This is a genomic window from Caldimonas hydrothermalis (assembly GCF_056746695.1).
Genome location: NZ_JBWQXA010000003.1, coordinates 1 through 25,909, shown reverse-complemented (window position 1 = coordinate 25,909; position 25,909 = coordinate 1). Strand labels below are relative to the sequence as shown.

21 protein-coding genes and 1 tRNA gene are annotated in these 25,909 nt (G+C 69.6%); 10 read left to right on the top strand and 12 right to left on the bottom strand.

The genetic code is table 11. The features are described from left to right. From glnA to ettA, 6 genes are all read right to left on the bottom strand, one after another. A complete protein-coding gene (glnA, locus tag AC1ECW_RS05130; protein ID WP_409704249.1) occupies positions 1 to 1,419 on the bottom strand; it encodes a type I glutamate--ammonia ligase in 1,419 nt (472 codons plus the stop codon). Between the two features lie 225 nt (positions 1,420 to 1,644). Beyond that, positions 1,645 to 2,466 carry a competence/damage-inducible protein A gene (locus tag AC1ECW_RS05125; protein ID WP_409704247.1) on the bottom strand — a complete coding sequence of 274 codons (822 nt, stop codon included), beginning with the start codon at positions 2,464 to 2,466 and terminating at the stop codon, positions 1,645 to 1,647. Positions 2,467 to 2,488: 22 nt separating this feature from the next. Then, positions 2,489 to 3,388, bottom strand: a complete 900-nt coding sequence (locus tag AC1ECW_RS05120) for an EI24 domain-containing protein (RefSeq protein ID WP_409704245.1) — start codon at positions 3,386 to 3,388, stop codon at positions 2,489 to 2,491. Further along, positions 3,385 to 3,945 carry a DUF1415 domain-containing protein gene (locus tag AC1ECW_RS05115; RefSeq protein ID WP_409704243.1) on the bottom strand — a complete coding sequence of 187 codons (561 nt, stop codon included), beginning with the start codon at positions 3,943 to 3,945 and terminating at the stop codon, positions 3,385 to 3,387. Before AC1ECW_RS05115 ends, AC1ECW_RS05120 begins: the two co-directional genes overlap by 4 nt. Then, positions 3,945 to 6,419, bottom strand: coding sequence for a hybrid sensor histidine kinase/response regulator (locus AC1ECW_RS05110; protein ID WP_481201342.1), 2,475 nt, complete (start codon positions 6,417 to 6,419; stop codon positions 3,945 to 3,947). Before AC1ECW_RS05110 ends, AC1ECW_RS05115 begins: the two co-directional genes overlap by 1 nt. 308 nt (positions 6,420 to 6,727) lie before the next feature. Further along, positions 6,728 to 8,395 carry an energy-dependent translational throttle protein EttA gene (gene ettA / locus AC1ECW_RS05105; protein ID WP_481201341.1) on the bottom strand — a complete coding sequence of 556 codons (1,668 nt, stop codon included), beginning with the start codon at positions 8,393 to 8,395 and terminating at the stop codon, positions 6,728 to 6,730. A gap of 176 nt (positions 8,396 to 8,571) precedes the next feature. On the opposite strand from ettA, the gene AC1ECW_RS05100 reads away from it, so the two are divergent. The 4 genes from AC1ECW_RS05100 to AC1ECW_RS05085 all read left to right on the top strand — a co-directional run bounded on the left by AC1ECW_RS05100 (position 8,572) and on the right by AC1ECW_RS05085 (position 14,089). Beyond that, positions 8,572 to 9,732 (top strand): MFS transporter, encoded by a 1,161-nt coding sequence (locus AC1ECW_RS05100; RefSeq protein WP_481201340.1) that lies wholly within the window; start codon positions 8,572 to 8,574, stop codon positions 9,730 to 9,732. Positions 9,733 to 9,878: 146 nt separating this feature from the next. After that, the gene (locus AC1ECW_RS05095) at positions 9,879 to 11,375 is read left to right on the top strand and encodes a DEAD/DEAH box helicase (RefSeq protein WP_481201339.1); all 1,497 of its coding nucleotides are present in this window, start codon (positions 9,879 to 9,881) and stop codon (positions 11,373 to 11,375) included. A gap of 82 nt (positions 11,376 to 11,457) precedes the next feature. After that, positions 11,458 to 12,819, top strand: a complete 1,362-nt coding sequence (locus AC1ECW_RS05090; protein ID WP_481201338.1) for an MBL fold metallo-hydrolase RNA specificity domain-containing protein — start codon at positions 11,458 to 11,460, stop codon at positions 12,817 to 12,819. A 7-nt stretch (positions 12,820 to 12,826) separates the two neighbouring features. Further along, positions 12,827 to 14,089: an MgtC/SapB family protein gene (locus tag AC1ECW_RS05085; RefSeq protein WP_481201337.1), complete on the top strand. Its 1,263-nt coding sequence runs from the start codon at positions 12,827 to 12,829 to the stop codon at positions 14,087 to 14,089. Between the two features lie 177 nt (positions 14,090 to 14,266). On the opposite strand, the gene AC1ECW_RS05080 is transcribed toward AC1ECW_RS05085, so the two are convergent. Continuing rightward, positions 14,267 to 14,878, bottom strand: coding sequence for a LysE family translocator (locus AC1ECW_RS05080; RefSeq protein WP_481201336.1), 612 nt, complete (start codon positions 14,876 to 14,878; stop codon positions 14,267 to 14,269). Between the two features lie 366 nt (positions 14,879 to 15,244). On the opposite strand from AC1ECW_RS05080, the gene AC1ECW_RS05075 reads away from it, so the two are divergent. Further along, positions 15,245 to 16,822 carry a DEAD/DEAH box helicase gene (locus AC1ECW_RS05075; RefSeq protein ID WP_481201335.1) on the top strand — a complete coding sequence of 526 codons (1,578 nt, stop codon included), beginning with the start codon at positions 15,245 to 15,247 and terminating at the stop codon, positions 16,820 to 16,822. On the opposite strand, the gene AC1ECW_RS05070 is transcribed toward AC1ECW_RS05075, so the two are convergent. The 3 genes from AC1ECW_RS05070 to yaaA all read right to left on the bottom strand — a co-directional run bounded on the left by AC1ECW_RS05070 (position 16,816) and on the right by yaaA (position 19,562). Next, positions 16,816 to 17,844 carry a CaiB/BaiF CoA transferase family protein gene (locus AC1ECW_RS05070; protein WP_481201334.1) on the bottom strand — a complete coding sequence of 343 codons (1,029 nt, stop codon included), beginning with the start codon at positions 17,842 to 17,844 and terminating at the stop codon, positions 16,816 to 16,818. The two genes, AC1ECW_RS05075 and AC1ECW_RS05070, sit on opposite strands and share 7 nt — an antisense overlap. Then, positions 17,841 to 18,713: a 2OG-Fe(II) oxygenase gene (locus AC1ECW_RS05065; RefSeq protein WP_481201333.1), complete on the bottom strand. Its 873-nt coding sequence runs from the start codon at positions 18,711 to 18,713 to the stop codon at positions 17,841 to 17,843. Before AC1ECW_RS05065 ends, AC1ECW_RS05070 begins: the two co-directional genes overlap by 4 nt. 72 nt (positions 18,714 to 18,785) lie before the next feature. Beyond that, complete coding sequence (gene yaaA, locus AC1ECW_RS05060; RefSeq protein ID WP_481201332.1) at positions 18,786 to 19,562, bottom strand: peroxide stress protein YaaA; 777 nt, start codon at positions 19,560 to 19,562, stop codon at positions 18,786 to 18,788. Between the two features lie 61 nt (positions 19,563 to 19,623). On the opposite strand from yaaA, the gene AC1ECW_RS05055 reads away from it, so the two are divergent. Beyond that, complete coding sequence (locus AC1ECW_RS05055; protein WP_481201331.1) at positions 19,624 to 20,037, top strand: YchJ family protein; 414 nt, start codon at positions 19,624 to 19,626, stop codon at positions 20,035 to 20,037. Here AC1ECW_RS05055 and AC1ECW_RS05050 read toward each other — a convergent pair. Further along, complete coding sequence (locus AC1ECW_RS05050; protein WP_481201330.1) at positions 20,013 to 22,424, bottom strand: transporter substrate-binding domain-containing protein; 2,412 nt, start codon at positions 22,422 to 22,424, stop codon at positions 20,013 to 20,015. The genes AC1ECW_RS05055 and AC1ECW_RS05050 overlap by 25 nt on opposite strands. A gap of 317 nt (positions 22,425 to 22,741) precedes the next feature. On the opposite strand from AC1ECW_RS05050, the gene AC1ECW_RS05045 reads away from it, so the two are divergent. Together AC1ECW_RS05045 and AC1ECW_RS05040 are read left to right on the top strand one after the other, a co-directional pair. Beyond that, positions 22,742 to 23,512, top strand: coding sequence for a pseudouridine synthase (locus AC1ECW_RS05045; RefSeq protein ID WP_481201329.1), 771 nt, complete (start codon positions 22,742 to 22,744; stop codon positions 23,510 to 23,512). Between the two features lie 72 nt (positions 23,513 to 23,584). Then, complete coding sequence (locus AC1ECW_RS05040; protein WP_481201328.1) at positions 23,585 to 23,767, top strand: hypothetical protein; 183 nt, start codon at positions 23,585 to 23,587, stop codon at positions 23,765 to 23,767. A gap of 60 nt (positions 23,768 to 23,827) precedes the next feature. On the opposite strand, the gene AC1ECW_RS05035 is transcribed toward AC1ECW_RS05040, so the two are convergent. Beyond that, the gene (locus AC1ECW_RS05035; protein ID WP_481201327.1) at positions 23,828 to 24,682 is read right to left on the bottom strand and encodes an alpha/beta hydrolase; all 855 of its coding nucleotides are present in this window, start codon (positions 24,680 to 24,682) and stop codon (positions 23,828 to 23,830) included. Between the two features lie 57 nt (positions 24,683 to 24,739). Here AC1ECW_RS05035 and AC1ECW_RS05030 point away from each other — a divergent pair, with 57 nt between their 5' ends. Together AC1ECW_RS05030 and AC1ECW_RS05025 are read left to right on the top strand one after the other, a co-directional pair. After that, the gene (locus tag AC1ECW_RS05030; RefSeq protein WP_481201326.1) at positions 24,740 to 25,636 is read left to right on the top strand and encodes an NAD(P)-dependent oxidoreductase; all 897 of its coding nucleotides are present in this window, start codon (positions 24,740 to 24,742) and stop codon (positions 25,634 to 25,636) included. Positions 25,637 to 25,659: 23 nt separating this feature from the next. Then, positions 25,660 to 25,735 (top strand) — tRNA-Ala (locus AC1ECW_RS05025). Positions 25,736 to 25,909: the final 174 nt, after the last annotated feature.

The following is a 25,909-nucleotide window of genomic DNA, read 5'->3' as shown; positions in this document are numbered from 1 at the left end:
TCACAGGCTGTAGTACATGTCGAACTCCACCGGGTGGGTGGTCATGCGGAAGCGGGTCACTTCCTGCATCTTCAGTTCGATGTAGGCGTCGATGAAGGCATCGGTGAACACGCCGCCCTTGGTCAGGAAGGCGCGGTCCTGGTCCAGGTACTCCAGCGCCTGGTCGAGGCTGTGGCAGACGGTCGGGATCTTCGCGTCTTCCTCGGGCGGCAGGTGGTACAGGTCCTTGGTGGCAGCCTCACCCGGATGGATCTTGTTCTCGACGCCGTCCAGGCCGGCCATCAGCAGCGCGGCAAAGCACAGGTAGGGGTTGGCCATCGGGTCGGGGAAGCGCGCTTCGATGCGGCGGCCCTTCGGGTTGGCCACATAGGGGATGCGGATGGAGGCCGAGCGGTTGCGGCTGGAGTAGGCCAGCTTCACCGGGGCTTCGAAGCCCGGCACCAGGCGCTTGTAGCTGTTGGTGGTCGGGTTGGTGATCGCGTTCAGGGCACGGGCGTGCTTGATGATGCCGCCGATGTAGTACAGCGCAAAGTCCGACAGGCCGGCGTAGCCGTCACCGGCGAACAGGTTCTTGCCGTCCTTCCACACGGACTGGTGCACGTGCATGCCCGAGCCGTTGTCGCCCACGATCGGCTTGGGCATGAAGGTGGCCGTCTTGCCGTAGGCATGGGCCACGTTCTGGATCACGTACTTCTGGAGCTGCAGCCAGTCGGCGCGCTGCACCAGGGTGCTGAACTTGGTGCCGATCTCCATCTGGCCGGCGTTGGCCACCTCGTGGTGGTGCACTTCGACCGGAATGCCCATTTGCTCGAGGATCAGGCACATCTCCGAGCGCAGGTCCTGGCCTGAATCGACCGGGGGCACCGGGAAGTAGCCGCCCTTGACGGTGGGACGGTAGCCGGTGTTGCCGTGCTCGTATTCCTTGCCGGTGTTCCAGGCGGCTTCCTCAGATTCGATCTTCACGAAGCAGCCGGACATGTCCACGTTCCAGCGGATGCTGTCGAAGACGAAGAACTCGGGCTCGGGGCCGAAGTAGGCGGCATCACCGATGCCCGAGGACTTCAGGTAGGCCTCGGCGCGCTTGGCCAGCGAGCGGGGATCGCGCTCGTAGGGCTTGCCGTCGCCCGGCTCGATCACGTCGCAGGTCAGAAAGAGCGTGGGCTCCTCATAGAACGGGTCGATGTTCGCGGTGTTCGGGTCGGGCATCAGCAGCATGTCCGAGGCCTCGATGCCCTTCCAGCCGGCGATCGACGAACCGTCGAAGGCGTGACCCGACGTGAACTTGTCTTCGTCGAAGGCCGAGATGGGCACGGTGACGTGCTGTTCCTTGCCACGGGTGTCGGTGAAACGAAAGTCGACGAACTTGACTTCGTTCTCCTTCACCATCTTCATCACGTCGGCGACCGTCTTGTTGGCCATCAAATGCTCCTAGGGGATGTGTGTGAGGGGGGTGGGTAGGCCGAGGGCCGGCCCGCGCGGGGGCAATTTAGCAGAAAGCATGCCAACGCTGATGCATTCCGGTGCATCGCCGGCACGCCGACGGGTCACCCCGGACATGGCCCGAACGGTGCGCGGCACCACCGCAGGTGCCAAGTGGCCGCCACGACGCCTGAAGCACCACCATAGTGCACGTTACCGCACCATTCAAGGGCTCGGCGGCGAGGAGTGTCGCACCAATTCGGGGCCGAGCCGCACGGCCAGCGCCTGCAGGCCCGACAGCAGGTCGGCGTAGGCCTGGGCCGCCGCCTCGGGCGGCCCCATGACCCCCAGTTCGATGTGCCGGCCATGCTCGGGGTGGTCGACGCTGGGCAGGCTGAACACCCGCACCTGCGGATGGCGGGACTCGATGGACTCCATCAGCGGGGTGAGGCTGGCTTCCATGCTGCCGTAGACGATGACCGAGCGCTCCGTCTGCGGGCGGGCGTGGAAGAGATGCCGGTACTGGTGGTCCAGCACCCACTCCATCATCGGCCAGGCCATGACCGGAAAGCCCGGCAGGAAGTGGACATGCCCCACCGAGAAGCCGGGGATCTTGTTGTAGGGGTTCGGGATGATCGTCGCCCCCTCAGGGAAGACGCCCATGTTGAGCCGGTGCACGTTGTCGGGGCGGTCGGGCTCGAAGGGCTGGCCCTGCTCGCGTGCGACGTCGCGCATGCGCTCGATGATCAGCTCACGGGCCTTGGGGTGCAGGGCCAGCGGCACGCCCAGCGCACGGGCGGCGCACTGGCGGGTGTGGTCGTCCGGCGTGGCGCCAATGCCGCCGCAACTGAAGACCACGTCCCCGCTGGCGAAGGCGTCTTTCAGCGCCGCCTCGAGGCGGCGGGGGTCGTCGCCGACATAGCGCGCCCAGCGCAGGGCCAGCCCGCGCTGCGACAGCAGCTCCAGCAGCCGCGGCAGGTGCTTGTCCTGGCGTTTGCCCGAAAGGATCTCGTCGCCGACGATGAGAAGTCCGAAGTCCATGGTCATCCGTGCGGATCGGTGAGGGGGATCAACCGGGCGTGCCCGGGCCCGGGGGCGGTTCGAGCAGGCCCGCGGCACGCACGGTCTCGGGCCCCGGGGCAACGATGCTTTCGGCGGGCAGGACCTGGTCCTCGCGCTGACTGCGCCAACGCTCCAGCGCTGCCAGGGCATAGTGGGTGAACCACAGCGAGGAGAAGGCGAACACCAGCGTGTAGAGCCAAACCGACACCACCACGAGCAGCGGGGCCAGGATGAAGGCCACCGCACCCAGGGCCCACAGCAGGGCCGGGGCAGCCCCGAGGTAGCCGCACAGCAGGCCCATGCCCAGCAAAGGCCAGCGGTGCTCGCGCAGCAAGGCGTGGCGCTCGGCACGCTCGGCATGTTCGGCCAGGGCATCGAAGGCCATCACACGGTAGGTGAGCCAGCCCCAGATCAGCGGCGGCAGCACCAAGGCCAGCGGCGGGATGAGCCACAGCGGCAGGCTGACAACCAAGGCGGCCAGCGCCACCAGGGTGTGTCCCAGCATCCACAGCAGCGAGCGCCAGAAGGATTCACCCTGGCGCCGGGCCAGTTGCGGGAAGCGCCGGGCCCCCACCAGGCGCACCAAGGCCGGCGTCATGAGGACCGAGACGGCCATCAGCGACACCACGACGATCACCGGCACGGCCAGCGCCACCACGATCAACGGCGCCATCACCGCGCGCAGGCCGGTGGCCCCCATCGATTCCAGCCACAGCGTGAACGAGTTCACCAGGGCCCAGCCGCGCAGCCACGCGTCCACCGCCGCCACGGCGGCTTCCCAGTAGAACCAGCCCAGCGCAAAGCACAGACCGGCGGTGAGCAGCAGCGGCGCGAGCGACAGCAGGATGACGCGCGGATGCAGGCAGTAGGCCAGGGCGCGCCAGAAGGCGTCCAGGAGCAGGGTCATGAGGGTTTGTCGTCCATCAGCCGGGCCCAGCCGTGCGGGCCCAGCCGTCGCAGCGTCGCGATGTTGGCTTCGTAGATGGTTTCAGGCTCGGGAAACGCGGCCACCGCCCGCTCGATGCTGGCCTCGCGCAACAGGTGCAAGGTGGGATAGGGCGAGCGGTTGGTGGCATTGGCGATGTCGTCGGCGTCGGTGCCGGCGAACTGGTAGCCGGGGTGGAAGCTGGCCACCTGCAGCACGCCTTCCAGGCCCAGCTCGGCCACAGCCGCCTCGGCGTCGTCGAGGAAGTCGTTGAAGTCGAGGAAGTCGGCCAGCACATGGGGGTGGATCAGCAAGGTCGTGTCCGTTGCCGAGGGATCGGCCTGCGCCAGCCAGCGCAGCTCGGTGCGCAGCGCGTCCAGCAGGGCCTCGGTCGTGGTGGCAGGGCTCACCACCCAGCGGATCTGGCCACGGGCGTGCACCGCCTTGGCAAAGGGGCACAGATTCAGGCCGATCACAGCCCGCTCCAGCCACAGGCGGGTGCGGGCGATCACGTGCTCGGCAGTGGTTCGATCGGTCATCAGTAGCGGGTTTCTGGGGTGTCGCTGTCGTCGCCGCAGGCATGGAGCAGCACGCGCCGGATCTCCGAGCGCATCACGCGCAGGTCCAGCGGCTTGGCAATATACCCGTCCATGCCGGCCAGCAGACAGGACCGCCGGTCCGACTCGCTGGCGTGGGCCGTGGCGGCGATGATCGGAAACGGCGGCAGCCTGCCTTGGGCCTGGGCGCGGCGCAGGCGGCGCGTGGTCTCCAGACCGTCCAGCCCGGGCATCTGGACGTCCATCAACACGGCATCAGGGGGATGGCGCTCGCAGTGATCCAGGGCCTCCTGCCCGCCGGCAACCACCTCCACCTGAAAGCCGAGCAGCCGCAGCATCTCCTGGGCCAGCACCTGGTTCACTGGATTGTCTTCGACCACGAGGAAGCGTGCGCCCTGCCAACGCGCCAGCGGCAAGGCCGTCGCGGTCGCGGGGGGTTGGGCTGGCACGGCGGCGGCCGGTGCCTGGTGGCTGAGCGTGAGCTGGCGCAGGTCGGCCGGGCTGAGCGGGGCGATGTAGACCTTCAACCCCAGCGCCTGCCCACGCTCGGGCTCCAGCGCCCCGGTCTCCTCGCTGCCATGGGGCGACACCAGCACGACGATGTCGCAGCCGGCGCTCAGGCGCTCGCGCAAAGCCACCAGGGCCGCCTCGGAAACGGCTTGGCGCGCATCGTGCACCACGACCACCAGCCCCGGCGGCGGGGCCCCGGCGGCATGCGCCAGGGCCTGGTCCAGGCCGGCCAGCGACTGGACCTGCCAGCCCAGCCGCGCCAGGCGTTCGCCCAGCGGGTCGCCCGGCGCGGCGCCGACCACCCAGGCCCAGGCCCCGGCCACCGCGGGCTCGTCATCCGGCTCGGCGGCATCGGCCGGGGCAGCTCGCAGGGGCAGCAGCACCTCGAAGCTCGAGCCCACCCCCGGCTCGCTGCGTGCCTGCACGCTCCCGCCCATCAGCTCGCACAGGCTGCGCACGATGGACAGCCCCAGCCCTGTGCCCCCCACCGTGCGCGACACCGAGGGATCGGCCTGCTCGAAGGGATGGAACACGCGCTCGAGCGTGGCCTCGTCCATGCCCATGCCGGTGTCCGAGACCTCCAGACGCACATGGCACAGGCCCCCGGGCGAGCCTTCCACACTGACCACGAACCGCACCTGCCCGGCCACCGTGAACTTCAGAGCATTGGACAGCAGGTTGGTGGCGATCTGGCGCACCCGTACCGGGTCGCCGAGCACGCGCAGGGCCGCCCCGCGGCTGTCGAAATGCAGCGCCAGGCCTTTGTCGTACGCCTGGGGCAGCACCGAGCGCACCGTCACGGCCATCAGCTCTCCCGGATCGAACTCCACCTCGTCGAGACTGAGCTTGCCGGCCTCGGCCTTGGCGAAATCGAGGATGTCGTCGATGATGGCCCGCAGACTCGCCCCCGAGGACTGGGCCAGTTCCAGATAGCGCCGCTGGGTGGCGGTGGTGGCGGCCCGCAAGGCCAGCTCGGTCATCCCCAGCACCCCATTGAGCGGGGTGCGGATCTCGTGGCTCATGTTGGCCAGGAAGAGCGATTTGGCCCGGTTGGCGCGTTCAGCTTCGGCGCGCGCGGCCTCCAGCCTGGCGGTGCGCTCCCGCACCAGTTCCTCGAGCTGGCTGTGGTGCCGGCGCAAGGCCTCCACGGCCTCCATCTCATCGGTCACGTCCGTCACCGCCCCGGCCAGGATCGCGGGCTGGCCGGTCTCGTCGGGCCAGGCCCGGGCCCGGCAGCGCAGCCAGCGCCAGCTCCCGTCGCGGTGCAGCACCCGCACCCGGTAGTGCCATTGCCCGCCTTCGCGCAAGGCGCGTTCGTAGGGCACGGTGAAGGCCTCCAAGTCGTCGGGATGGATGCGCGCGTTCATCACGTTGCGGTCGTTGGGCAGCTCATGGTCGGCAAAGCCCATGATCTCTTTGTAACGCGGCGAATACCAGCTCTGGTTGGTGCGCAAGTCGCGCTCCCAGATCCCATCGTGAGTGCTCTCCATCACGCGGCGGTAACGCGCGGCCGTCGCTCGCTGGCTGTCCTCGGCCTGCTTCAAGGCGGTGATGTCGGTGGCGATGGCCAGGTAGCCGAGGAAGCGGCCGCCTTCGTCCAAAGGAGTGGCTTCGACGCGCCGCCACCAAGCCCGTCCGTCGGGCAGACGCAGTTCGATCTCGGCGGAGAACGCCTCACGCGCGGCCACAGCGGCCTGCACCCGGGGCGAAGGCCCGGCCTGCCCGTGGGAGGTGAGCCACTCATGCCAGGGCCGCCCACGCAGAAGCTCGATGGCCGGGGACGACGCCCAGGCATCGTTGAACCACACCACCTGGCTCTTCGCATCGGCCACCAGGGCCAGGCAGCGGCTGCGCTGCAGGCCCGCCACCAGCAGGTCCGGCGACAGGCCCGCCACCGCCCCGGGCGGCGAAGGCAGGTGCTCAGACGGCTCGCGAGGATCTGTCACGGCTCGGGACGTGCGGGCCCTCACCCGCACCGGAAATGCTCATGCTCAGCCATGCTTGTAGCACCGTCTGGCCCACGGGGGCGCCCCGCGTCTGCGTTGTGCGACACCCTTTCGAGGGTCTGGGCCCTGCCTGCGTGCGGAAATCGCGCGGCGTAGACTGCGGGGCAGCCCTTCCCCGCCCTTCCATCACGGCCGGCCCGCATGCCTTCCATCTCCTGTGCACCACCCGCATCGCCCGCGTGCTCCTCATTGTGGACAAAGCAAAAGCCCGCCTTTCGGCGGGCTGATGCAGGCTCGGCCGGTGGCCTTCAGCGCGTGATGGGCTTGTAGCGCAGGCGGTGCGGGCGGGCCCCCTCCTCGCCCAGGCGCTTCTTCTTGTCTTCCTCGTATTCCTGGTAGTTGCCGGTGAAAAAGTACCACTGGGAATCGCCTTCGGCGGCCAGGATGTGGGTGCAGATGCGGTCCAGGAACCAGCGGTCGTGGCTGATCACCAGGGCCGAGCCGGCAAACTCCAGCAAGGCCTCCTCCAGCGCGCGCAGGGTTTCGACGTCGAGGTCGTTGCTGGGCTCGTCCAGCAGCAGCACGTTGCCGCCCTTGGCCAGGGTCTTGGCCAAGTGCAGCCGGCCGCGTTCGCCGCCCGAGAGGTTCTTCACCAGCTTCTGCTGGTCGTTGCCCTTGAAGTTGAAGCGGCCGAGATAGGCGCGTGAGGGCATCACGAACTTGCCCACCACGATGTTGTCCAACCCGCCGGAGACGTCCTCCCAGACGGTCTTGTCACCGTCGAGGTTCTCGCGGCTCTGGTCCACGAAGGCCATCTTGACCGTCTGGCCGATCAACACCTCGCCGGAGTCGGGCGTCTCGGTGCCCTGGATCATGCGGAACAGCGTGGACTTGCCCGCGCCGTTCGGGCCGATGATGCCCACGATGGCCCCGGGCGGCACCTTGAAGCTCAGGTTGTCGATCAGCACGCGGTCGCCGAAGCTCTTGGTGACGTTCCTGAACTCGATCACGTCATTGCCCAGGCGCTCGGCCACCGGGATGAAGATCTCGTTGGTCTCGTTGCGCTTTTGGTATTCGACGTCGCTCAGCTCCTCGAAGCGGGCCAGGCGCGCCTTGCTCTTGGCCTGCCGGCCCTTGGCATTGGAGCGCACCCACTTGAGCTCCTCCTTCATCGCCTTGATGCGGGCGTCCTCCTGCTTCTGCTCGATCTCCAGGCGGCGTTCCTTCTGCTCCAGCCACTCGGAGTAGTTGCCCTTGTAGGGGATGCCCATGCCGCGGTCGAGTTCGAGGATCCACTCGGCCGCGTTGTCGAGGAAGTAGCGGTCGTGGGTGATGGCCACCACGGTGCCGGGGAAGCGCTGCAGGAACTGCTCCAGCCACTCCACCGATTCGGCGTCGAGGTGGTTGGTGGGCTCGTCCAGCAGCAGCATGTCGGGCTGGCTCAGCAGCAGCCGGCACAGCGCCACGCGGCGCTTCTCGCCGCCCGAGAGGGTGCCGATCAAGGCGTCCCAGGGCGGCAGGCGCAGCGCATCGGCCGCCAGCTCAAGCTGCAAGTCGGTGTTCTCGGAGCCCGAAGCGGCAATGATCGCCTCGAGTTCGGCCTGCTCGGCGGCCAGCTTGTCGAAGTCGGCGTCCGGCTCGGCATAGGCGGCGTAGACCTCCTCCAGGCGCTTCTTGGCCGCCAGCACGCCGCCGATGCCCTCCTCCACCGCCTGGCGCACCGTCTGCTGGGGGTCGAGCTGAGGTTCTTGGGGCAGGTAGCCGATCTTGATGCCCGGCATGGGCACGGCTTCGCCCTCGATGTCCTTGTCCAGGCCGGCCATGATCTTCAGCAGCGTGGACTTGCCCGAGCCGTTCAGGCCGAGCACGCCGATCTTGGCGCCGGGGAAAAAGGACAGCGAGATGTCCTTCAGGATCTGCCGCTTCGGAGGCACGATTTTCCCGACGCGGTTCATCGTAAAGACGTATTGGGCCATGGTCTGTCCTGAGGCTGTGGATGCGACAAAAAAGCAAAGCGCGGAAAGGCCGCGCAACGCCGCTATTGTCGCCGCAACCCGGCCGGGGCGTTTCCACGATGCGCAAGAGCCCGTGCCGCCAGCGCAAGATGCCGCTTGCTGATAGGGTGCAGGTTTTGCCGATTCGCCGTCCGTCCATGCCCCGCCTGCTCCTGCTGTTCTCCTTCATCAACCTCATCATCGGGACGGGGGCCTTCGTGATTGCCGGCATCCTGGAGCCGGTGGCGGCCTCGCTGTCCGTGGGTGTGCCGGCCGCGGGCCAGGCCGTGACGGCCTATGCGCTGGCCACGGCGGTGCTCGCCCCGGTGCTGCTGGTGGCCACCGGGCACTGGCGGCGCAAACGGGCCATGCAGCTCGCGCTGGCGCTGTTCACGCTGGGCAATGGGGTGTGCGCGCTGGCTCCCGGGCTGCCCACCTTGCTGGTGGGGCGTGTGCTGATGGGCCTGGGGGCCGTCTTCACGCCGATCGCCGCAGGCATCGCCGTGGCCAGCGTCGAGCCGGCACGGCGCGGGCGGGCGCTGTCGGTGGTGTTCCTCGGTATCAGCATGAGCTATGTGGTGGGCATCCCGCTGGGGGCCTGGCTGGGGCTGCAGTGGGGCTGGCAGGCGCCGGTGGCGGCCGTGGCGGCCCTCTCGGGGGTGATGCTGCTGCTCGTCACGCGCTGGGTGCCTCGCGACATCGACGCACCGGGCGCCAGCTTCCGCGGCCTGCCCGAACTGCTACGCCAGGGCCGGGTGTTGTGGCCGCTGGTGCTCACGCTGCTCTACTTCATCGCGATCTTTTGCGTGTTCTCCTACATCGGCCCGGTGCTGCAGGCGCTGTATCCGATGTCGGGCGAGCGGCTGTCGGCCACGCTGATGGTCTTCGGCCTGGCCGGCGTGGCCGGCACGCTGATCGGCGGCTGGGCCAACGACCGCTTCAGCCCGCGTCGCACGCTGATCGTACAGCTCAGCGTCCTGGGCACGATGATGCTGCTCGTGCCCTTCACCCAGGGCCACTACCTGGCGCTGCTGGCCACGTTCGTGGTCTGGGGGGTGGCCGGCTTCGGGATGATGACTCCACAGCAGTCACGACTGGCCGAGGCCGCCCCGGCGCAGGCGCCCATCCTGCTGTCGCTCAACACCTCGATGCTCTACCTCGGCACCGCCCTGGGCGCAGCCATCGGCGGGGCCGCCAGCGCCTCCCTTGGCTTCGACCGGCTCTCGTGGATCGGCGTGCCGTTGGCGGCTGCGGGCCTGCTGACGCTGGCCTTCGGCCGCACCGCGCCGCCGCCGTTGGGTGTGGCCAGCAAGTCCTAGGGTACAATGCTGCACTGCAACGTCGATACCAGTCCAGGCGTTGCAGTCGCTTCCGACCCTATCTTCCCGTCTGCCTTCCCGACTGGTGCCCTCCTTGTGAGCGGTAACAGGCCGATCCCGGCTCCCTTGCGGGGGCACATTTCCAAATGCGATTCGACGACCTCGGCCTGGCCGAGCCCCTCCTGCGCGCCGTGCGCGAGCAGGGTTATGACACCCCCACCCCCATCCAGCAGCAGGCCATCCCCGCCGTCATCAGCGGCGGCGACCTGCTCGCCGGCGCCCAGACCGGCACCGGCAAGACCGCCGGCTTCACGCTGCCGCTGCTGCACAAGCTCTCGCAACGCCCCGCGCCGCGCGACGGCCAGGGCCGCGTGGCCATCCGCGCGCTCATCCTCACGCCCACCCGCGAACTGGCGGCCCAGGTGGAGGAAAGCGTGCGCACCTATGGCAAGTACCTGCCGCTCAAAAGCATGGTGATGTTCGGTGGCGTGGGTATGCAACCGCAGATCGACGCGCTCCGGCGCGGCGTGGACATCCTGGTGGCCACCCCCGGCCGACTGCTCGACCACCACCAGCAGGGCACGCTCGATCTCAGCCGAATCGAGTACTTCGTGCTCGACGAAGCCGACCGCATGCTCGACATGGGCTTCATCCACGACATCAAGAAGGTGCTGGCCATCGTGCCCCAGCACAAGCAGAGCCTGCTGTTCTCGGCCACCTTCTCCGACGAGATCAAGGCCCTGGCCGACCGCCTGCTCAACCAGCCGCAGGTGATCGAGGTGGCGCGGCGCAACACCACGGCCGAGACCATCGCGCAGAAGATCCATCCGGTCGACCGCGACAAGAAGAAAGAGCTGCTGACCCACCTCATCAAAGAGAACGACTGGCACCAGGTGCTGGTGTTCACGCGCATGAAGCATGGCGCCAACCGGCTGGTCGAATACCTGCTGAAAGAGGGCATCACCGCGATGGCCATCCACGGCAACAAGAGCCAGGGCGCGCGCACCAAGGCACTGGCCGAGTTCAAGAGCGGCGAGCTGCAGGTGCTGGTGGCCACCGACATCGCCGCCCGCGGCATCGACATCGACCAGTTGCCGCACGTGGTGAACTACGAACTGCCCAACGTGCCCGAGGACTACGTGCACCGCATCGGCCGCACCGGCCGTGCCGGTGCCCGGGGCGAGGCTATCTCGCTGGTGTGTGTGGACGAGGAAGGCTTCCTGCGCGACATCGAGAAGCTCATCAAGCGCCAGATCCCGCGCGAGGTGGTGCCGGGCTTCGAACCCGACCCTCATGCCCGGCCCGAGCCGATCAAGCTGGGCCGCATGACCCTGCACGGCGGCCTGGGCGGTGGCAGCGGCGACCGGGGACGTGGCAACCATGCCGGCCGTCCGAGCGGTCGGCGCGACGGCAGCAGCCCGCGGCCCGAGGCGGCCCGCCCCCCGCGCCGCGAGGAGCGCGCCCGGCCGGCGTCCGGCCCCGCCCGCGCCCAGGCACCGGCCCGTCCGGGCCATCACGCCCCCGCCCCGGTGAAGCAGGCGCACCCGCAGCCGGCCCGCTCGCCCCAGGCCGCGGCGCCAGGCCAGCCCCGTCGCCCCGCCCAGCCGGCGGCCCTGCTGGGCGGCAAGCCGCCGCGCCGCTGACGCTGCACCGGGCAGCGGTCTTGACGCAGGTCAAGCCCGCTGCCACCCCGGCGCCGCTAGCATGGGCCCACAAGGGGACACCATGCACATCCACTTCCTCGGTGCCGCCGACACAGTCACCGGCTCCAAGCACCTCGTGGACACCGGCTCGCACCGCATCTTGCTGGACTGCGGCCTGTTCCAGGGCTACAAGAACCTGCGCGAACGCAACTGGTCGCGCCTGGCCGTCTCGGCCCGGCACATCGACACCGTGGTGCTCAGCCACGCCCACCTGGACCACAGCGGCTACCTGCCGGCACTGGTGAAGCAGGGATTCCACGGCCGCGTGTTCGCCACCCCCGCCACCTGCGACCTGGCCGAGGTGCTGCTGCTCGACAGTGCCCATCTGCAGGAAGAGGACGCACGCCGCGCCAACCTCTACGGCTATTCGAAACACACCCCGGCCGAGCCGCTGTACACCGTCGAGGACGCAAGGCGGGCCCTGAACCGCGTGCATCCCCTGCCCTTCGGCGAGGAGATCGAGCTGCATCCGGAGGTGACGGTGAAATACACCCCGGCCGGCCATCTGCTGGGGGCGGCTGCGGTCACCCTGCGTTGCCAGGGCCGCACCATCGTCTACTCCGGCGACCTGGGGCGCCACAACGACCTGCTGATGCCCCCGCCCGAGCCGGTGCACGAGGCCGACGTGCTGCTGGTCGAATCCACCTATGGCAACCGCCTGCACCCCGCCGACGATGTGCTCAAGCTGCTGGGCGGCCTGATCCGCACCTGCTTGCAGCGCGGCGGCTCGGTGCTGATGCCCACCTTCGCCGTGGGCCGTGCGCAGGCCCTGATGCTGGCCCTGCACCGCCTCAAGCGCGCCGGTGAAATCCCCGCCCGGGTGCCCATCTTCCTCGACAGCCCCATGGCTGCCGAGGCCACACAGCTCTACGAGCGCCACCAGGCCCTGCTGCGCGTGCCGCCCGAGGAGGTGGCCCACCTGTGCGAGGGGGTGACCCTGGTCGACAGCCCGCAGGCGTCCGAAGCCCTCACGCGCTCGCACTATCCGCGCATCGTGCTGTCGGCCAGCGGCATGGCCACCGGCGGGCGCGTGCTGCATCATCTCAAGGTGATGGCGCCCCACCCGAAGAACCTCATCGTCTTTCCCGGCTTCCAGGTGGGCGGCAGCCGCGGCGCCAAGATGATCGCCGGAGCCACCGAGGTGAAGATCCATGGCGAGTATGTGCCCGTCAAGGCCGAGGTGCGTCACCTGGAAGGCTTTTCCGGGCATGCCGATGCCGATGAGCTGATGGACTGGCTGCGCCATTTCCGCCAGCCGCCGCGTCACACCTATGTCGTGCATGGTGAACCCGAGGCCGCCGATGCCCTGCGCACCCGCATCAAGGAAGATCTGGGCTGGCGTGTGAGCGTGCCCGATCACCTGGCCCGCATCGAACTGGACTGACGCGGCCGTGGACGTCACCGGGCTGCCTTCGCAGTGGCTGGGACTGGCCGTGGCCCTGGGCTGCGGCCTGCTGATCGGACTGGAGCGCGAGCGCCGCAAGGGGCAAGGCCCCGCGCGCCAGCCCGCCGGCATCCGCAGCTTCACGCTGGCGGCCCTGGCCGGCGGTTTCGCCCAGGCACTGCAGCAGCCCGCCCTGGTCTTCGCCGGCGCGCTGATGGTGATCGCGCTGGCTGCAGTGGCCTACCTCAAGAGCCGCTCCGAGGACCCGGGCCTGACCACCGAGCTGGCCCTGTTCGTCACCTACCTGGTGGGCGTGCTGGCCGTCGTGGCGCCGGCCCTGGGCGCGGCCTGCGGCGCCGGCGTGGCCGCCGTGCTGGCCGCGCGCACCTGGCTGCATCGCCTGTCCACGCAGTTGCTCAGCGAACAGGAAGTGCAGGATCTCGTGCTGCTGGCCGCGCTGGCCCTGGTCGTGGTGCCCCTGCTGCCTGCCCGGCCCCTGTCCTGGCTGGGCGGCATCCAGCCCCGCTCCCTGGGGCTGCTGCTGGTGCTGATCCTTGCGTTGCAGGCCCTGGGTCACGTGGCCACACGCTGGCTGGGCCCGCGGCTCGGCCTGGCCGCCTCGGGCTTCTTTTCCGGCTTCGTTTCCAGCACCGCCACCGTGGCCACGATGGGTGCACGCCACCGGGCCCATCCGGAGCACCCGGGCTGGCATGCGGCGGCCGGTGTGATGTCCGGTGCCGCCACCTGGCTGCAGGCGCTGGTGATGTCGATGGCCCTGGCGCCGGCTGCTGGGACCACGCTGGCGCCCAGCGCGCTGGCCGGCGCTGCCGTGGCCCTGGGCGTGGGTGGCTGGCTGCTGCGCCATGCGCTGCCCGTCACGAACGCCCACGCGACCGAAGACGTGAGCCCGCTGCGCCTGCGGGAAGCGGCGATCGTCTCGGCCGTGCTGGCCGGTGTGGCCTGGGTCGTGTCGCAGGCTCAGCAGCACTTCGGCGCGAGCGGACTCTTCGCCAGCGTGGCCCTGGCCGCGCTGGCCGACGCCCATGCCCCGGTGGTCTCGAGCGCCGCCCTGTTCGAAGCCGGCCGTCTCGACGCCCCCACCTTGCTGGCCAGCATGCTGCTGGCCGTGGGTGTCAACACCTGCAGTCGCTGCGCGGTGGCCTGGCTCAGCGGCGGACCGGCCTATGCGTGGCGGGTGGCCCTGGGGCTGGGAAGCGCGGCCCTCGCCGCCGTCGCGGTGGCCTCGGTTTCGCTCGGCGGCCCGGCCTGACCCACGGCCCCTCAACTGCGCCCGCAGCGCCGGCTGCGCGGCTGCGGCTCGTCCAGCTCGGCCAGTTGCGGCGTGAGCGGCAGCATCAGCTCGTCGGTGTTCAGTTCGATCAAGCCCTCGTCGTCCGCTTGTCGTAGCTCACCGACTTCAGGCGCTGGGGCTCGCTGTCACCAGTCATCAGGACCGCAATGGCAATGCCGCCCCGATGGCCATGAACACCCCGCCGCAGGCCTTGTTGAACGCGCGCCCGACGCGCGCCAGCCAGCGACTGATGCGATGGGCCACACTGGCGATGAAGACCTCGGTGACGAACTCGATGGCGGCGAAGGTGCCGGCCATCACCACGAACTGCAGCGCCAGGCTGCGCTGCGGGTCGATGAACTGGGGCAGGAAGGCCGCGAAGAACAGGATGCCCTTGGGGTTGGTCACGGCCGACAAGGCCCCCTGGCGGAACAGCGAGGCGTTGCTGCGCCCCTCGGCGCGGGCCGCCGGCTCCAGGCCGATCGGTGGCGAACGCCACACCTGCAGGCCCAGCCACACCAGGTAGGCGCCGCCCACCCACTTGAGCACCGTGAGCCACACGATCGAGGTCTGCAGCAGCGCGCCGATGCCGAAGAGCGACAACGCAATGATCACCACAAAGCCGAGCGAACCGCCGGCCACCGTGTACAGCGTGCGCCGCCGCCCGTAGAGCGCGCCGTGGGTGAGGGCCAGCAGCCCGTTGGGGCCCGGCGAGAGCGACAGCCCCAGGGCCGCCAGCGTGTAGAGGAGCCAGACGTGGAAATCCATGACACCGCCTTGCGCAATCGAGTCTGCAGGATACACAGGTTCCAGGGCCCGCGCCCCGTCGGCCCAAGTTCAGGCATAATGTGATTTGTGCGCCGCAGCAACGCGGCGCTTCGCTCATCCCCTCTGACCTTTTCAGGCGTGGCGCCCCCGGGCGCCCCCGGGCGACCAGCCCGGTGTCTTGAGTCCCGGTTGGCGGCGATGCCGTCGCAAACCACCGACTCGAGGCCATAGGCCTGCACCTTCCCGTGCAGGCCCGCCCCCTGACCTGCGACTTCGTCCTGAACGCCCGGCGTCGGTGCCGGCGTTGTGCCTGTCTTGCCGTGGCTTTGGGCCACGGGGCAGGTTTTTGCCTTGAAAAGAACTGACATGACTTTCGACTCCCTGGGCCTGAACGCCGTCTTGCAAAAAGCCCTCACCGAGGCCGGCTACACCGGGCCCACCGACGTGCAGGCCCGCGCCATTCCCGCTGCACTGGAAGGCCGTGACCTGATGGTCTCGTCGTCCACCGGCAGCGGCAAGACGGCCGCCTTCGTGCTGCCCGCGCTGGAGGGCATCCTCGCCGCCCGTGGCGACAACACCAAGCGCCGCGAAAAGGGCAAGGTCTACGGCCCGCGCGTGGTCGTGCTGACGCCCACCCGCGAACTGGCGATGCAGGTCTCGAAGGCCTGCCTCACCTATGGGCGCCATGTGCAGGGCCTGCGCGTGGCCACCATCGTCGGCGGCGTGCCCTATGCGGCACAGCTCAAGGCGTTGCGCGGCCCGCTGGACATCCTGATCGCCACGCCGGGCCGACTGCTCGACCACCTGGGCACCGGCGCGGCCGTGCTCGACAACGTGCAGATGCTCGTGCTGGATGAAGCCGACCGCATGCTGGACATGGGCTTCATCGACGACATCCGCGCCATTGCCGAGACCATTTCGGCCGAACGCCAGACCCTGATGTTCAGCGCCACCTTCGCCGGCCATGTGGGCGGCCTGGCGCAGCAGCTCACCCGCGAACCGCAGCGCATCGACGTGGCCTCGCACACCGACACCCACGCCAACATCGAGCAGCGCCTGCACTGGGCCGACAGCCTGAGCCACAAGAACGCCCTGCTCGACCACATCCTGACCACCCGCGAGCTGGACCAGGCCGTGGTGTTCACCAGCACCCAGCGTGACGCCGATCTCCTGGCCGACCGCCTGGGCGAACTGGGTCACGCCGTGGCCGCCCTGCACGGTGGCATGCCGCAGGGCCGCCGCAACCGCGTGTTGCAAGGCCTGCGCCAGCGCCAACTGCGCGTGCTGGTGGCCACCGACGTCGCCGCGCGAGGTATCGACGTGCCCACCATCACCCACGTGATCAACTACGGCCTGCCGATGAAGGCCGAAGATTACGTGCACCGCATCGGCCGCACCGGCCGTGCCGGCCGCGACGGCCTGGCCATCACGCTGGCCGAACGCCGCGACACCGGCATGATCCGCCGCATCGAGCGCTTCACCACGCAGCGCATCGAGGCCGTCACCATCGCGGGCCTGGAGCCCAAGGCCCCGCCGCCCGTGGAACGCAAGAAGCCCGAGGGCTGGAAGCCCGGCATGGGCAAGGCCGGCTTCCAGCCGCGCAGTGACCGCCGGGGCGATTTCGCTGCGCGCGACTTTGCGCCGCGCGAGCGTGCCCCCTTCGAAGGCCGCCATCGGCGCGATGACGGCGGCCGTGGCCTGAGTGAAGCCCGCGGCAGTCTTGCCGACACGCCTTCATTCGGCGACCGCAAGCCGTTGGGCGACACCCGCTCGTTCGCCGACAAGAAGCCTTGGGCTGACAAGAAGCCCTGGGGCGAAAAGAAGTCGTTGGGGAACAAGCCGGCCGGGCGCAACAAGCCCTTCGGCGCCAAGCCCTTCGGCTCCAAGCCCTTCGGTGCCAAGCCCCAGGGCGGCAAGCCCTTCGGCAAGCGCCGCGACTACTGATTGAAGAGTGGGTGGCGCATGGCCTCGTCCATGCGCAGCACCGGGCTCACACAGCAATCGGCCGCCTCGAAGGCGGCGGTCCATTCGGCCTGGCTGCGCGTGGCGAACACCGCGGCCACGGCCTCGCGCAGGGCCATCGCGTCCTCGCCGCCCACCGCCTGGCCCAGTGACCAGTGGCGATCGCCCCACTCGGGGTGACCCAGCACCTCGCAAGCCGCGCGCCAGAACTTCAGTTCCAAGGCCCCCACCGCCATCCAGCGGCCATCGCTCGTGCGATAGACGTTGTAGCAGGGCACCCCGCCGGTGAGCAGGTCTCGCCCCGGGCTCGGCGCGCGGCCCGTGGCTTGCACGGCCAGCCGCGCCAGCAGGTTGTGCTCGTACACCCCATGGGTCATGGACACATCCACATGCCGGCCGCGGCCGGTGCGCTGGGCCGCCAGCAGCGCCGCCAGCAAGCCCGCCACGGCCGCCTGCGTGCCACCGAAAAGGTCGGCAATCTGGAAGTTGGGAATGGCCAGTTCGCCGTCGCGCGTGGCGATCTGGTCGAGCACCCCGGCATAGCCGATGTAGTTGAGGTCGTGTCCCGCCTTGCGCGCAAACGGCCCGCTCTGGCCGTAGCCGCTGATCGAGCCCATCACCAGGCGAGGATTGACGCCGCGCAGCACCGGCCAACCCACGCCCAGCTTGTCCATCACACCCGGGCGGAAGCCCTCGACCAGCACGTCGGCCTCGCGCACCAGGGCCAGCAGTTCGTCGCGGCCGGCCGGCTGCGTCAGGTCGATGCGATGCAAGCGCTTGCCCTCATTGAGCCAACGGAAGAAAAGGCTGGGGCGGCCCTGGGCCACGTCCTCGGCCGAGCGCATCATCGCGCGGGCATCGTCGCCCGACCCGGGCGCTTCGATCTTGAGCACGTCGGCGCCCAGGCGGCGCAGGTGCAGCGTGGCAAAGGGGCCGGGCAGCAGCCGGGTGAGGTCAAGCACCCGCACGCCGGCCAGGGGCAGGTCGTCGGCTGCGTCGCTCACTCGAAACGGCCCTCGCGCAGCCACTTGGTGGCGACCCACTTTTCACCCGCGAGCACGGGCGCGCCGCCGTGCAGCGTCTGGGTGGAGGGATGCGGCAGCGCATAGCTGAAGAACACCGCACTGCCCTTGACCGGGTTCACCGAGAGCTTCACATCGGGAAACGTGGTGGCGCCACCGGCCTCGGGCGTGTTGAGGTACATCACCAGCGTGCCCACGCGCTGGCCGCCGCGCTTGAGGATGGTCGGCGTGCCGGGCTGGGTCGGGTCGAAGTAGTCGTAGTGGGGTTTGTATTCGGCGCCGGGGCGGTAGCGCAGCACCTGCAGGCCTTCGCCGTTCTCCACCGGCCAGTTCAGCAGTCGCGCGATGCGCCGCTCGATGCGTTCGCACACGGGGAACTCACCGCGCTGGAAGAACATGCCGTCACTGGTACGCGCCGCATTGACTTCGCTGGTGCCGGTGTCGGTTTTCACCGTCAGCGAACGTTCCAGCCGCGTGGCCGCCAGAGCCATCAGTTCGTCACACTCCTGCGCACTGAGGAAGTTGGCGAACACGACCACCCGGGGGGTGTGCATGCTCATGACGACCTGGACCTGCGCGTCGCCGAGGTCGATCACCGTGGGATCGCCCCGCAGCGAAGGCTCAGGCACCGGCTTGTCATACAGCGCTGCGGTGCCGCGCTCGTAGACGGCCTGCGGATCGATGCCGCGCTCACGCAGGAAGGTCTCCAGGGTCTGCTCCAGCGCCTTCAAGGCCACGTCCTCCTGCCAGCCGCTGGCCATCATCGACTGGAGCACCACCTCCGGCCCGTGGCCGGCCGCCACCTGCTCGGTGATCCACTGGCGAAGTTCGGCTGTGATGGTCTGGCTCATGGCGCCCCCTGGGGCCCGCGCTCGGGCTGCCGGTGCGGGTGGATGCTCGATCGGTCCATGCACCCGATTGTGCTACGGCGCCGCACGCCGCCGGAAGACCAGCCGATCCCGCCCGGAGGCCGCAGCGTCATAGACATAACCCTCTCGGTCGAAACCCTGCAACTGCTCGGGCAGCAACGCACGGGTCTCGATGGCGTAGCGCGCCATCAGGCCGCGGGCACGCTTGGCATGGAAGCTGATGAGCTTCCAGGCGCCGGACTTCCAGTCCTCGAACACGCAGTGCACCACGCGGGCCTTGAGGACCTTGAGATCCACGGCCTTGAAGTACTCCTCGGAGGCCAGGTTGACCACCACCGGCGAGGCGTCGGCCTTCAGGCGCTCATTCAGGTGTTCGGCAATGCGCGGGCCCCAGAAGGCGTACAGGTCCTTGCCGCGCGAGGTGGCCAGACGGGTGCCCATTTCCAGTCGGTAGGGCTGCATGCGGTCCAGCGGGCGCAGCACGCCGTACAGGCCGCTCAGGATGACCAGGTGCTGCTGGGCCCAGTCGAGCTGCGCGGCGCTCAGCGTGCGGGCCTGCAGCCCTTCGTAGACATCACCGTTGAAGGCCAGCACGGCCTGCTTGGAATTGGCGGCCGTGAAGCGGGTGGACCAGGCGGCATAGCGGCCCACATTGAGCGTGGCCAGCGCATCGCTGAGCGACATCAGCTGGGCGATCTCGGCCGGTGTCTTGCGGCGCAGAACATCGATCAGTTCGGCGGCTTCGTCCACGAAGACCGGGCGGGTGTGCGTGCTCACGTGCGCGGGGGTCTCGTAGTCGAGGGTCTTGGCAGGCGACAGCAGGAACAGCATCGGTCGGGCGGCAAAGGCTTATAAAGGCGAGAAGGTTACCAGCCCGCACCGCCCCACAATGATGTCCTCCGACAAGCCCGCCACTGCCTCATCCCCCAACGCCTGTCCCTGCGGCACCGGCCGCGCCTATCCCGGTTGCTGCGGTCGCTGGCATGGCGGCCCGCAGCACCTGGGAGCACCGGATGCTCTGGCCTTGATGCGATCCCGTTACAGCGCCTACGTGCTGGGGCTGCACGACTATCTGCTGGCCACCTGGCACCCCAGCACCCGACCGGCCGCGCTGGAACCCGATCCGCCGGGGCTGCGATGGCTGGGGCTGGAGGTCAAGCGCCATTGGCGCGACGACGACACCCACGAGCGCTTGGAGTTCGTGGCCCGTCACAAGCAAGGAGGGCGCGCGCAGCGCCTGCACGAACTCAGCCGCTTCGTGCGCGAGCAGGGGCGCTGGTACTACGTGGACGGCGACGTGGGCTGAGCGGCCCCGGCCGGCGGCGGGCCGGATGCGCAGGCCTCGGGGCACCGGGCCTGTCGCAGTTCGAGCGAGACGGTGAAGACGCTGCCTCGCCCCGGCTGGCTGTCCACGCTCACCGTGCCCCCCATCAGCGAGACCAGTTCGCGCACGATGGCCAGGCCCAGACCGGTGCTGCCCGGTCCGGTGCCGGGCGCCTGTGCAAAGCGCTCGAAGAGCCGGTCGCGCACGGCCGGGTCCACGCCCGGGCCCGTGTCACTGACATGCATCACCAGGCGGCTGCGCTGCGGCCCGCACGCCTGCGGCGGCTCCAGGACGAGCGCCACCGAGCCCTCGCGCGTGAACTTGATCGCGTTGGACAGCAGGTTCGCCAGCACCTGGCGCAGGCGCAAGGGATCGAGCATCATCGGCTCGGCCCAGGCGTCCTCGCCCTGCAGGCGCAGTGCCAGGCCTTTGGCCTGCGCCGCGGGCCGGAATTCCTCGGCCAGTTCGCGCACCAGGGCGGCCGGTGCCACGGCGCTCTCATGCAGCGTGATCTTGTGGGCCTCGAGCTTGGCGGCATCGAGCAGGTTGTTGAGCAGCTCCACCAGACGATCGGCCGAACGGCTCATCGCCTCCACCAGCTGGGCGGCCTTCGGGCTCAGCGGCTCGGCGCGCAGCAGGCTCAGCCCGCCGGCGATGCCGGCCAGCGGTGTACGCACTTCGTGGCCCATCTCGGCCAGGAAGTCCGCCTTGGCCGCCGTGGCGGCGCGTGCTGCGTCCCGCTCGGCCTGGAGCTGGCGCTCCACCGCCTGCCGGGCTTGCACATGGGCCTGCAGCCGGCGGTTGAAGAGCAGGCTCAGCGTGAGCCCGAGAAGCAAGACGACCAGCAACGGCCCCCCCACCCCCAGCACCTGGGACCAGCTCAGCCCGGCCCGGAGCTCGGTGCGCAACCAGGTGTTGGCCAGCGCTGCGCGCTCGTTCTCGGGCACGGCATCGAGCCCGAGCCGCAGTGCCTCGGCCAGCTCGGGCCAGTCCTTGCGCACGGCGAAGTACAGCTCGCTGGGCCGCCCCTCGACCGTGCCCGACACCTGGAGCTGGCCCAGGAAGCGCTGCTTGATCAGGGCGGCCGCCACCTCTAGGTTGGTGATCATCGCATCGGCCTGGCCGCGCGCCACGGTCTGCATCGCCGTCTCGACCGTCTCAACCTCGAGCAGGCGCACGGCCGGGGCCTCGCGCTGAAACACCGGGATCAGGTAGTGCGCCCGGTCGATCGCCAGCGTGCGGCCGGCCAGCGAGGCCACGCTCGGCCAGCCGCCGTCGAGCCGGCTGACCAGCACCGAGGGCGCGGAGTAATAGGGCCCGACGAAATTCGCGAACTCCAGTCGTGGCACGGTACGCACGACCGAGAGCATCACGTCCAGCCGCCGCTCGCGCAGGGCGTTGAGACCCTGCTCGAACGTGCGCTGCGGCTCCAGGCGAAAGCGCAGGCCCGAAGCCTCGGCCGCGCGCCGGAAAAGCTCGATCGCAAAGCCTGTGGGTTCGCCGTCCTCGCCCAGGGCATTGATGGGGCCGAAGCCCTGGTCGAAGCCCACGCGCAGATCGCCCCGTGCGGCCAGGGCCCGACGCAGCGAAGGGTCGATGGCCGGCGCCTGCTCGGGGGCCAGCGCCAGATAGCGCGGCTGCCAGGCCGCCACGAGCCGGTCCACCCAGGCCGGGTCGATGCTGCGCAAGGCAAGGTTCAGGGCCTCGTGCAGCGGGGCCGCACGCTGCGGCACCGCCAGGTGCAACTGGCCTTGGGCGAGGTTCACCTGGCGCAGCACCTGCAGGTTGCCGATGCGCTCGAGCTCGATCACCTGGTGGGCGGGCAGCAACGCGCCGAGATACACATCGGCGCGCTGCTCGGCCACGGCTTGCAGCGCCGCGCGCGTGTCCTCCACCTCGACCAGGCCGACGTTGGGGAAGCGCGTCAGCAGGTACTCGTGGGCGGCATAGCCGCGCTCGACCGCCACACGGCGGCCTCCGAAGTCATGGCTTTCGGAGAAGTCGGTGGTGCCGCGCCGTCCGATGTAGGCCATTGGCAGACGCACATAGGCATCGGTGAAGAGCAGCTCGGCCTCACGCTGCGCCGAACGCGCCACCGACGGCAACAGGTCGATCTCTCCGGCCCGCGCGGCCGCCAGCACCGAGGGAAAGTCGTCGAAGGCGCGAAGCTGCACGGGCAGTTGCAGCATCGCGGCGAGCACATGGACGAGCTCGCCGGAGACGCCGGTGTAACGGCCCTCGGCATCGATCCAGTCGATGGGTCGCCAGTCGCGCACCACCCCCACCCGCAGCACCGCATGCTCGCGCTTCCACGTGGCGAACGAAGGTGGCAGCGGCACGGGGGCCAGCACCTCGGGCTCGGGCAGCACTCGCGTCTGCGCGGGGGCCTGCGCGGTCAGCAGGAGCAGGAGAATCAGCCAGGCGCAGCCCCACAGCCGACCGCGCCTCCCCCAGCCCGCCCCCGGGTGCGATGGCGCCCGGGGGCATGTGCGATCCTCCAACGCCTTCAGCATCTGGCCGTGCATGCGGCTTCCCCTGTCCGTGATGGGTGCGGGCCGCAGAGGTCGTCCCGAACCGGTCCGCTGGGCCGGATTGTGCAGGCCGGGCACTCAGCCACCAAGCGAGCAGCCGAAGTCCGGCCGATGAACAGCCGTGGACTTTGTCACACACCGGCACAATCTGCCGCATGCCCACGCCCACCGCCTCACCGACCCTGCTGTACCACGACGAGCACCTGGTGGCCATGAACAAACCAGCGGGGCTGCTGGTGCACCGCTCGGCACTGGCCGCCGGCGAATCGCAGTTCGCCCTGCAATGGCTGCGCGACCATCTGGGCCGGGCGGTCTACCCCGTGCACCGGCTCGATCGCGGCACCTCCGGGGTGCTGTTGATGGCCCTGGACCCGGACACCGCCCGCGCTCTGGCCCGACAGTTCGAGGCCCACGCCGTGCGCAAGACCTACCTCGCACTCGTGCGGGGCTGGCCGGCGGCCCGCGGCGAGGTGGACCACCCGCTGCGCCGCCTCGACGACGGCGCCCCGCTCGCGGACCGCGGCCGATCCACCGCGGCACAGCCGGCCCTGACGCGCTATTGGCGCCTGGCGCGGCTGGAATGCGCCAGCCCCCTGCCCCCGCATCCCACGGCGCGCTACGCCCTGATGGCCGTGGAGCCGCACACCGGGCGCCAGCACCAGATCCGCCGCCACTTCAAGCATCTGAGCCACCCGCTGATCGGCGACGCCACCTACGGCAAGGGCGATCACAACCGCTGGTGGGCCGCCCGCCTGGGGGTGGCGCGGCTGTGGCTGCATGCGGCCCGTCTGGCCCTCACCCACCCGGCCAGCGGCGAACCGCTGGCGCTGCAGGCCCCTGCGGGGCCGCCCTGGCAGGCCCTGCTGGCCGAGCCCGGCTGGGAGGTGGAGCAGGCCCAGGCGCTGCGCGAGCTCCTTGGATGCTAGAGCCGGTCCACGCCGCACAAGGTCTTGGGGGCGATACCGGTCTGTGCGGTGCATCTTGAGCAGCCCGTCCCCGTGACGGTCGACCCGATACTCGAAAAGATCCCCCATCGCCTCCTTCACCCACTGCCCATCGGCCTCGTCGGGAAACCGCAGCGCCGGCTCGCGCTTGAACTCGCCACCTTGCGCGGCGAGCGCTCACCGTCCTTCACGGGAGGCTCGCCGTTGCTGGAAGCACTTCAGCGCGGCGGCTCGTGAGCCCCACCACAAGGCCCCCAGTGTCCGCCCGGGCGCGACAACCGCCCGAAGGACACTGCCTCACCCCAGACCGAGCAGGCCCAGCGCAAGCCCGTGCAGGCGCTCGCCCGGCCGGGCCAGCGTCTCGACCACGTTCAGGTGATGCGTGCCGGCGATGGCCTCGCACACCGGCACCGCCTGCTCGCCCCAACGCTCGCGGATCAAGCGGTTTTGACGCAGGAATTCCTCGCTCTCCTGCGCCCCCACGATGGCCAGCAAGGGGCGATCCGGCGGTGGAAAGTACGCCGGACTCAGCCGGGCCACGTCCTGCGGCGTCAGGCGCAAATCGGCCTGCAGGAAAGGCGTGTGGCGGATCGGCTCCAAGTCGAACACCCCTGAGATCGACAGGCCGGCCTTCACCAGGTCGGCCGGCAGATCAGCAGCCACCTGCGGCCAGCGGCACGACAGCATCATCGCCGTCAAATGGCCTCCGGCAGAGTGGCCGGCCACCACGATGCGGCCCGGGTCACCGCCGTGGGCCGCGACGTGTCGCCAGGTCCAGGCCAGTGCACGCACCATCTGCAGCGTGATCGTCTCGATCGTCACCGCGGGACACAAGGCATAGTTCGGCACCACCACACACGCGCCGGCCTCCACGAAGGCCGGTGCCACGAAGGAATGATCGGCCTTGTCCAGCGAGCGCCACCAGCCGCCGTGGATGAACACCAGCACCGGGGCACCGGGCCGGCGGGCCGGAAAGACGTCGAGCGTCTCGGCCGCACTGGCACCATAGGCCAGGTCCAGCGCGGGCGAGAACCGCTCACGCGCACGGGCCGAGTCCTGCGCCCAGCGGGCGAAGATCTGCGCATGCTCGGGAATGCGGGCGCGGTTGTTGTACTGCGCATCGAGCCACTGCGGGTCGTGGGTCCGGGTCATGCACATGCTCCTTGCAAGGACTTGGTGGAGGGATCGCCGTCTTTCTATACTGGCTGATTGACTTGCACCAGAGGAACTGCCGCCATGAACATCACCGTGCTGGGCATCGGCATGATGGGCCTGCCCATGGCCCAGCGGCTGCGTGAGGCGGGCTTTGCCGTCACCGCCTGGAACCGCACCGTCGAGAAGGCCATGCGCCTGGCCGCACACGGCGCCCGCGTGGCCCATACGGCGGCCCAGGCCGTGCGCGAGGCCGACGTCGTCATCACCATGCTCGAAAACGGCGATGCCGTGCAGGCCGTGCTCTTCGGCCAGGGCGTGGCCCAGGTGCTCAAGCCCGGCACCCTGGTCATCGACATGAGCTCGATCAAGCCGGCCCAGGCCCGCGACCACGCCCGCCGGCTGGCCGAACATGGCTGCGCCCACCTCGATGCGCCCGTCTCCGGCGGCACCGTGGGGGCGCAGGCCGGCACACTGGCCATCATGGTGGGAGGCGAGGCCGCCGACTTCGCGCGCGCGCAGCCCATCTTTGCCCCACTGGGGCGGGCCACCCATGTGGGCCCTCATGGCGCCGGGCAATTGGCCAAGCTGGCCAACCAGATGATCGTGGGCATCACCATCGGCGCAGTGAGCGAGGCCCTGCTGCTGGCTGCCCGGGGCGGCGCCGACATGGCCCGGGTGCGCGAAGCCATCCGCGGCGGCTTTGCCGAAAGCCGCATCCTTGAGGTGCACGGACAGCGCATGGTCGAGCGCGACTTCGCCAAGCGTGCCGCCATGAGCGTGCAGCTCAAGGATCTGCGCAACGCCCTGGACACTGCCGACGCCCTGGACTTCCAGGCCCCCATCACCAAGCTGTTCGCGCAGTTGTATGCCGACGGCGTGGACCACGGCCTGTCGGAGTACGACCACTCGGCCCTGTTCGTGGAGCTCGCGCGGCGCAACGGCATGAAATGATCTGCTAGAATATTGGGCTACACGGGCCGATAGCTCAGCTGGGAGAGCGCTGCGTTCGCAATGCAGAGGTCGGGAGTTCGATCCTCCTTCGGTCCACCACATCCCCAAAGCCAGCCTCGCGCTGGCTTTTTTATCGGCGCGCCGAAGGCGGTGCGCGTCAAGGTAGTTGTCGCCTCGTTCACGCAGCCAATGGCTGTTTGACGGTGGCCGGCACGGCGCCTGCACGCAGGGTGGTGTCGCGCTCGGGGTTGAGCGCCACCAAGTCGATGTTCG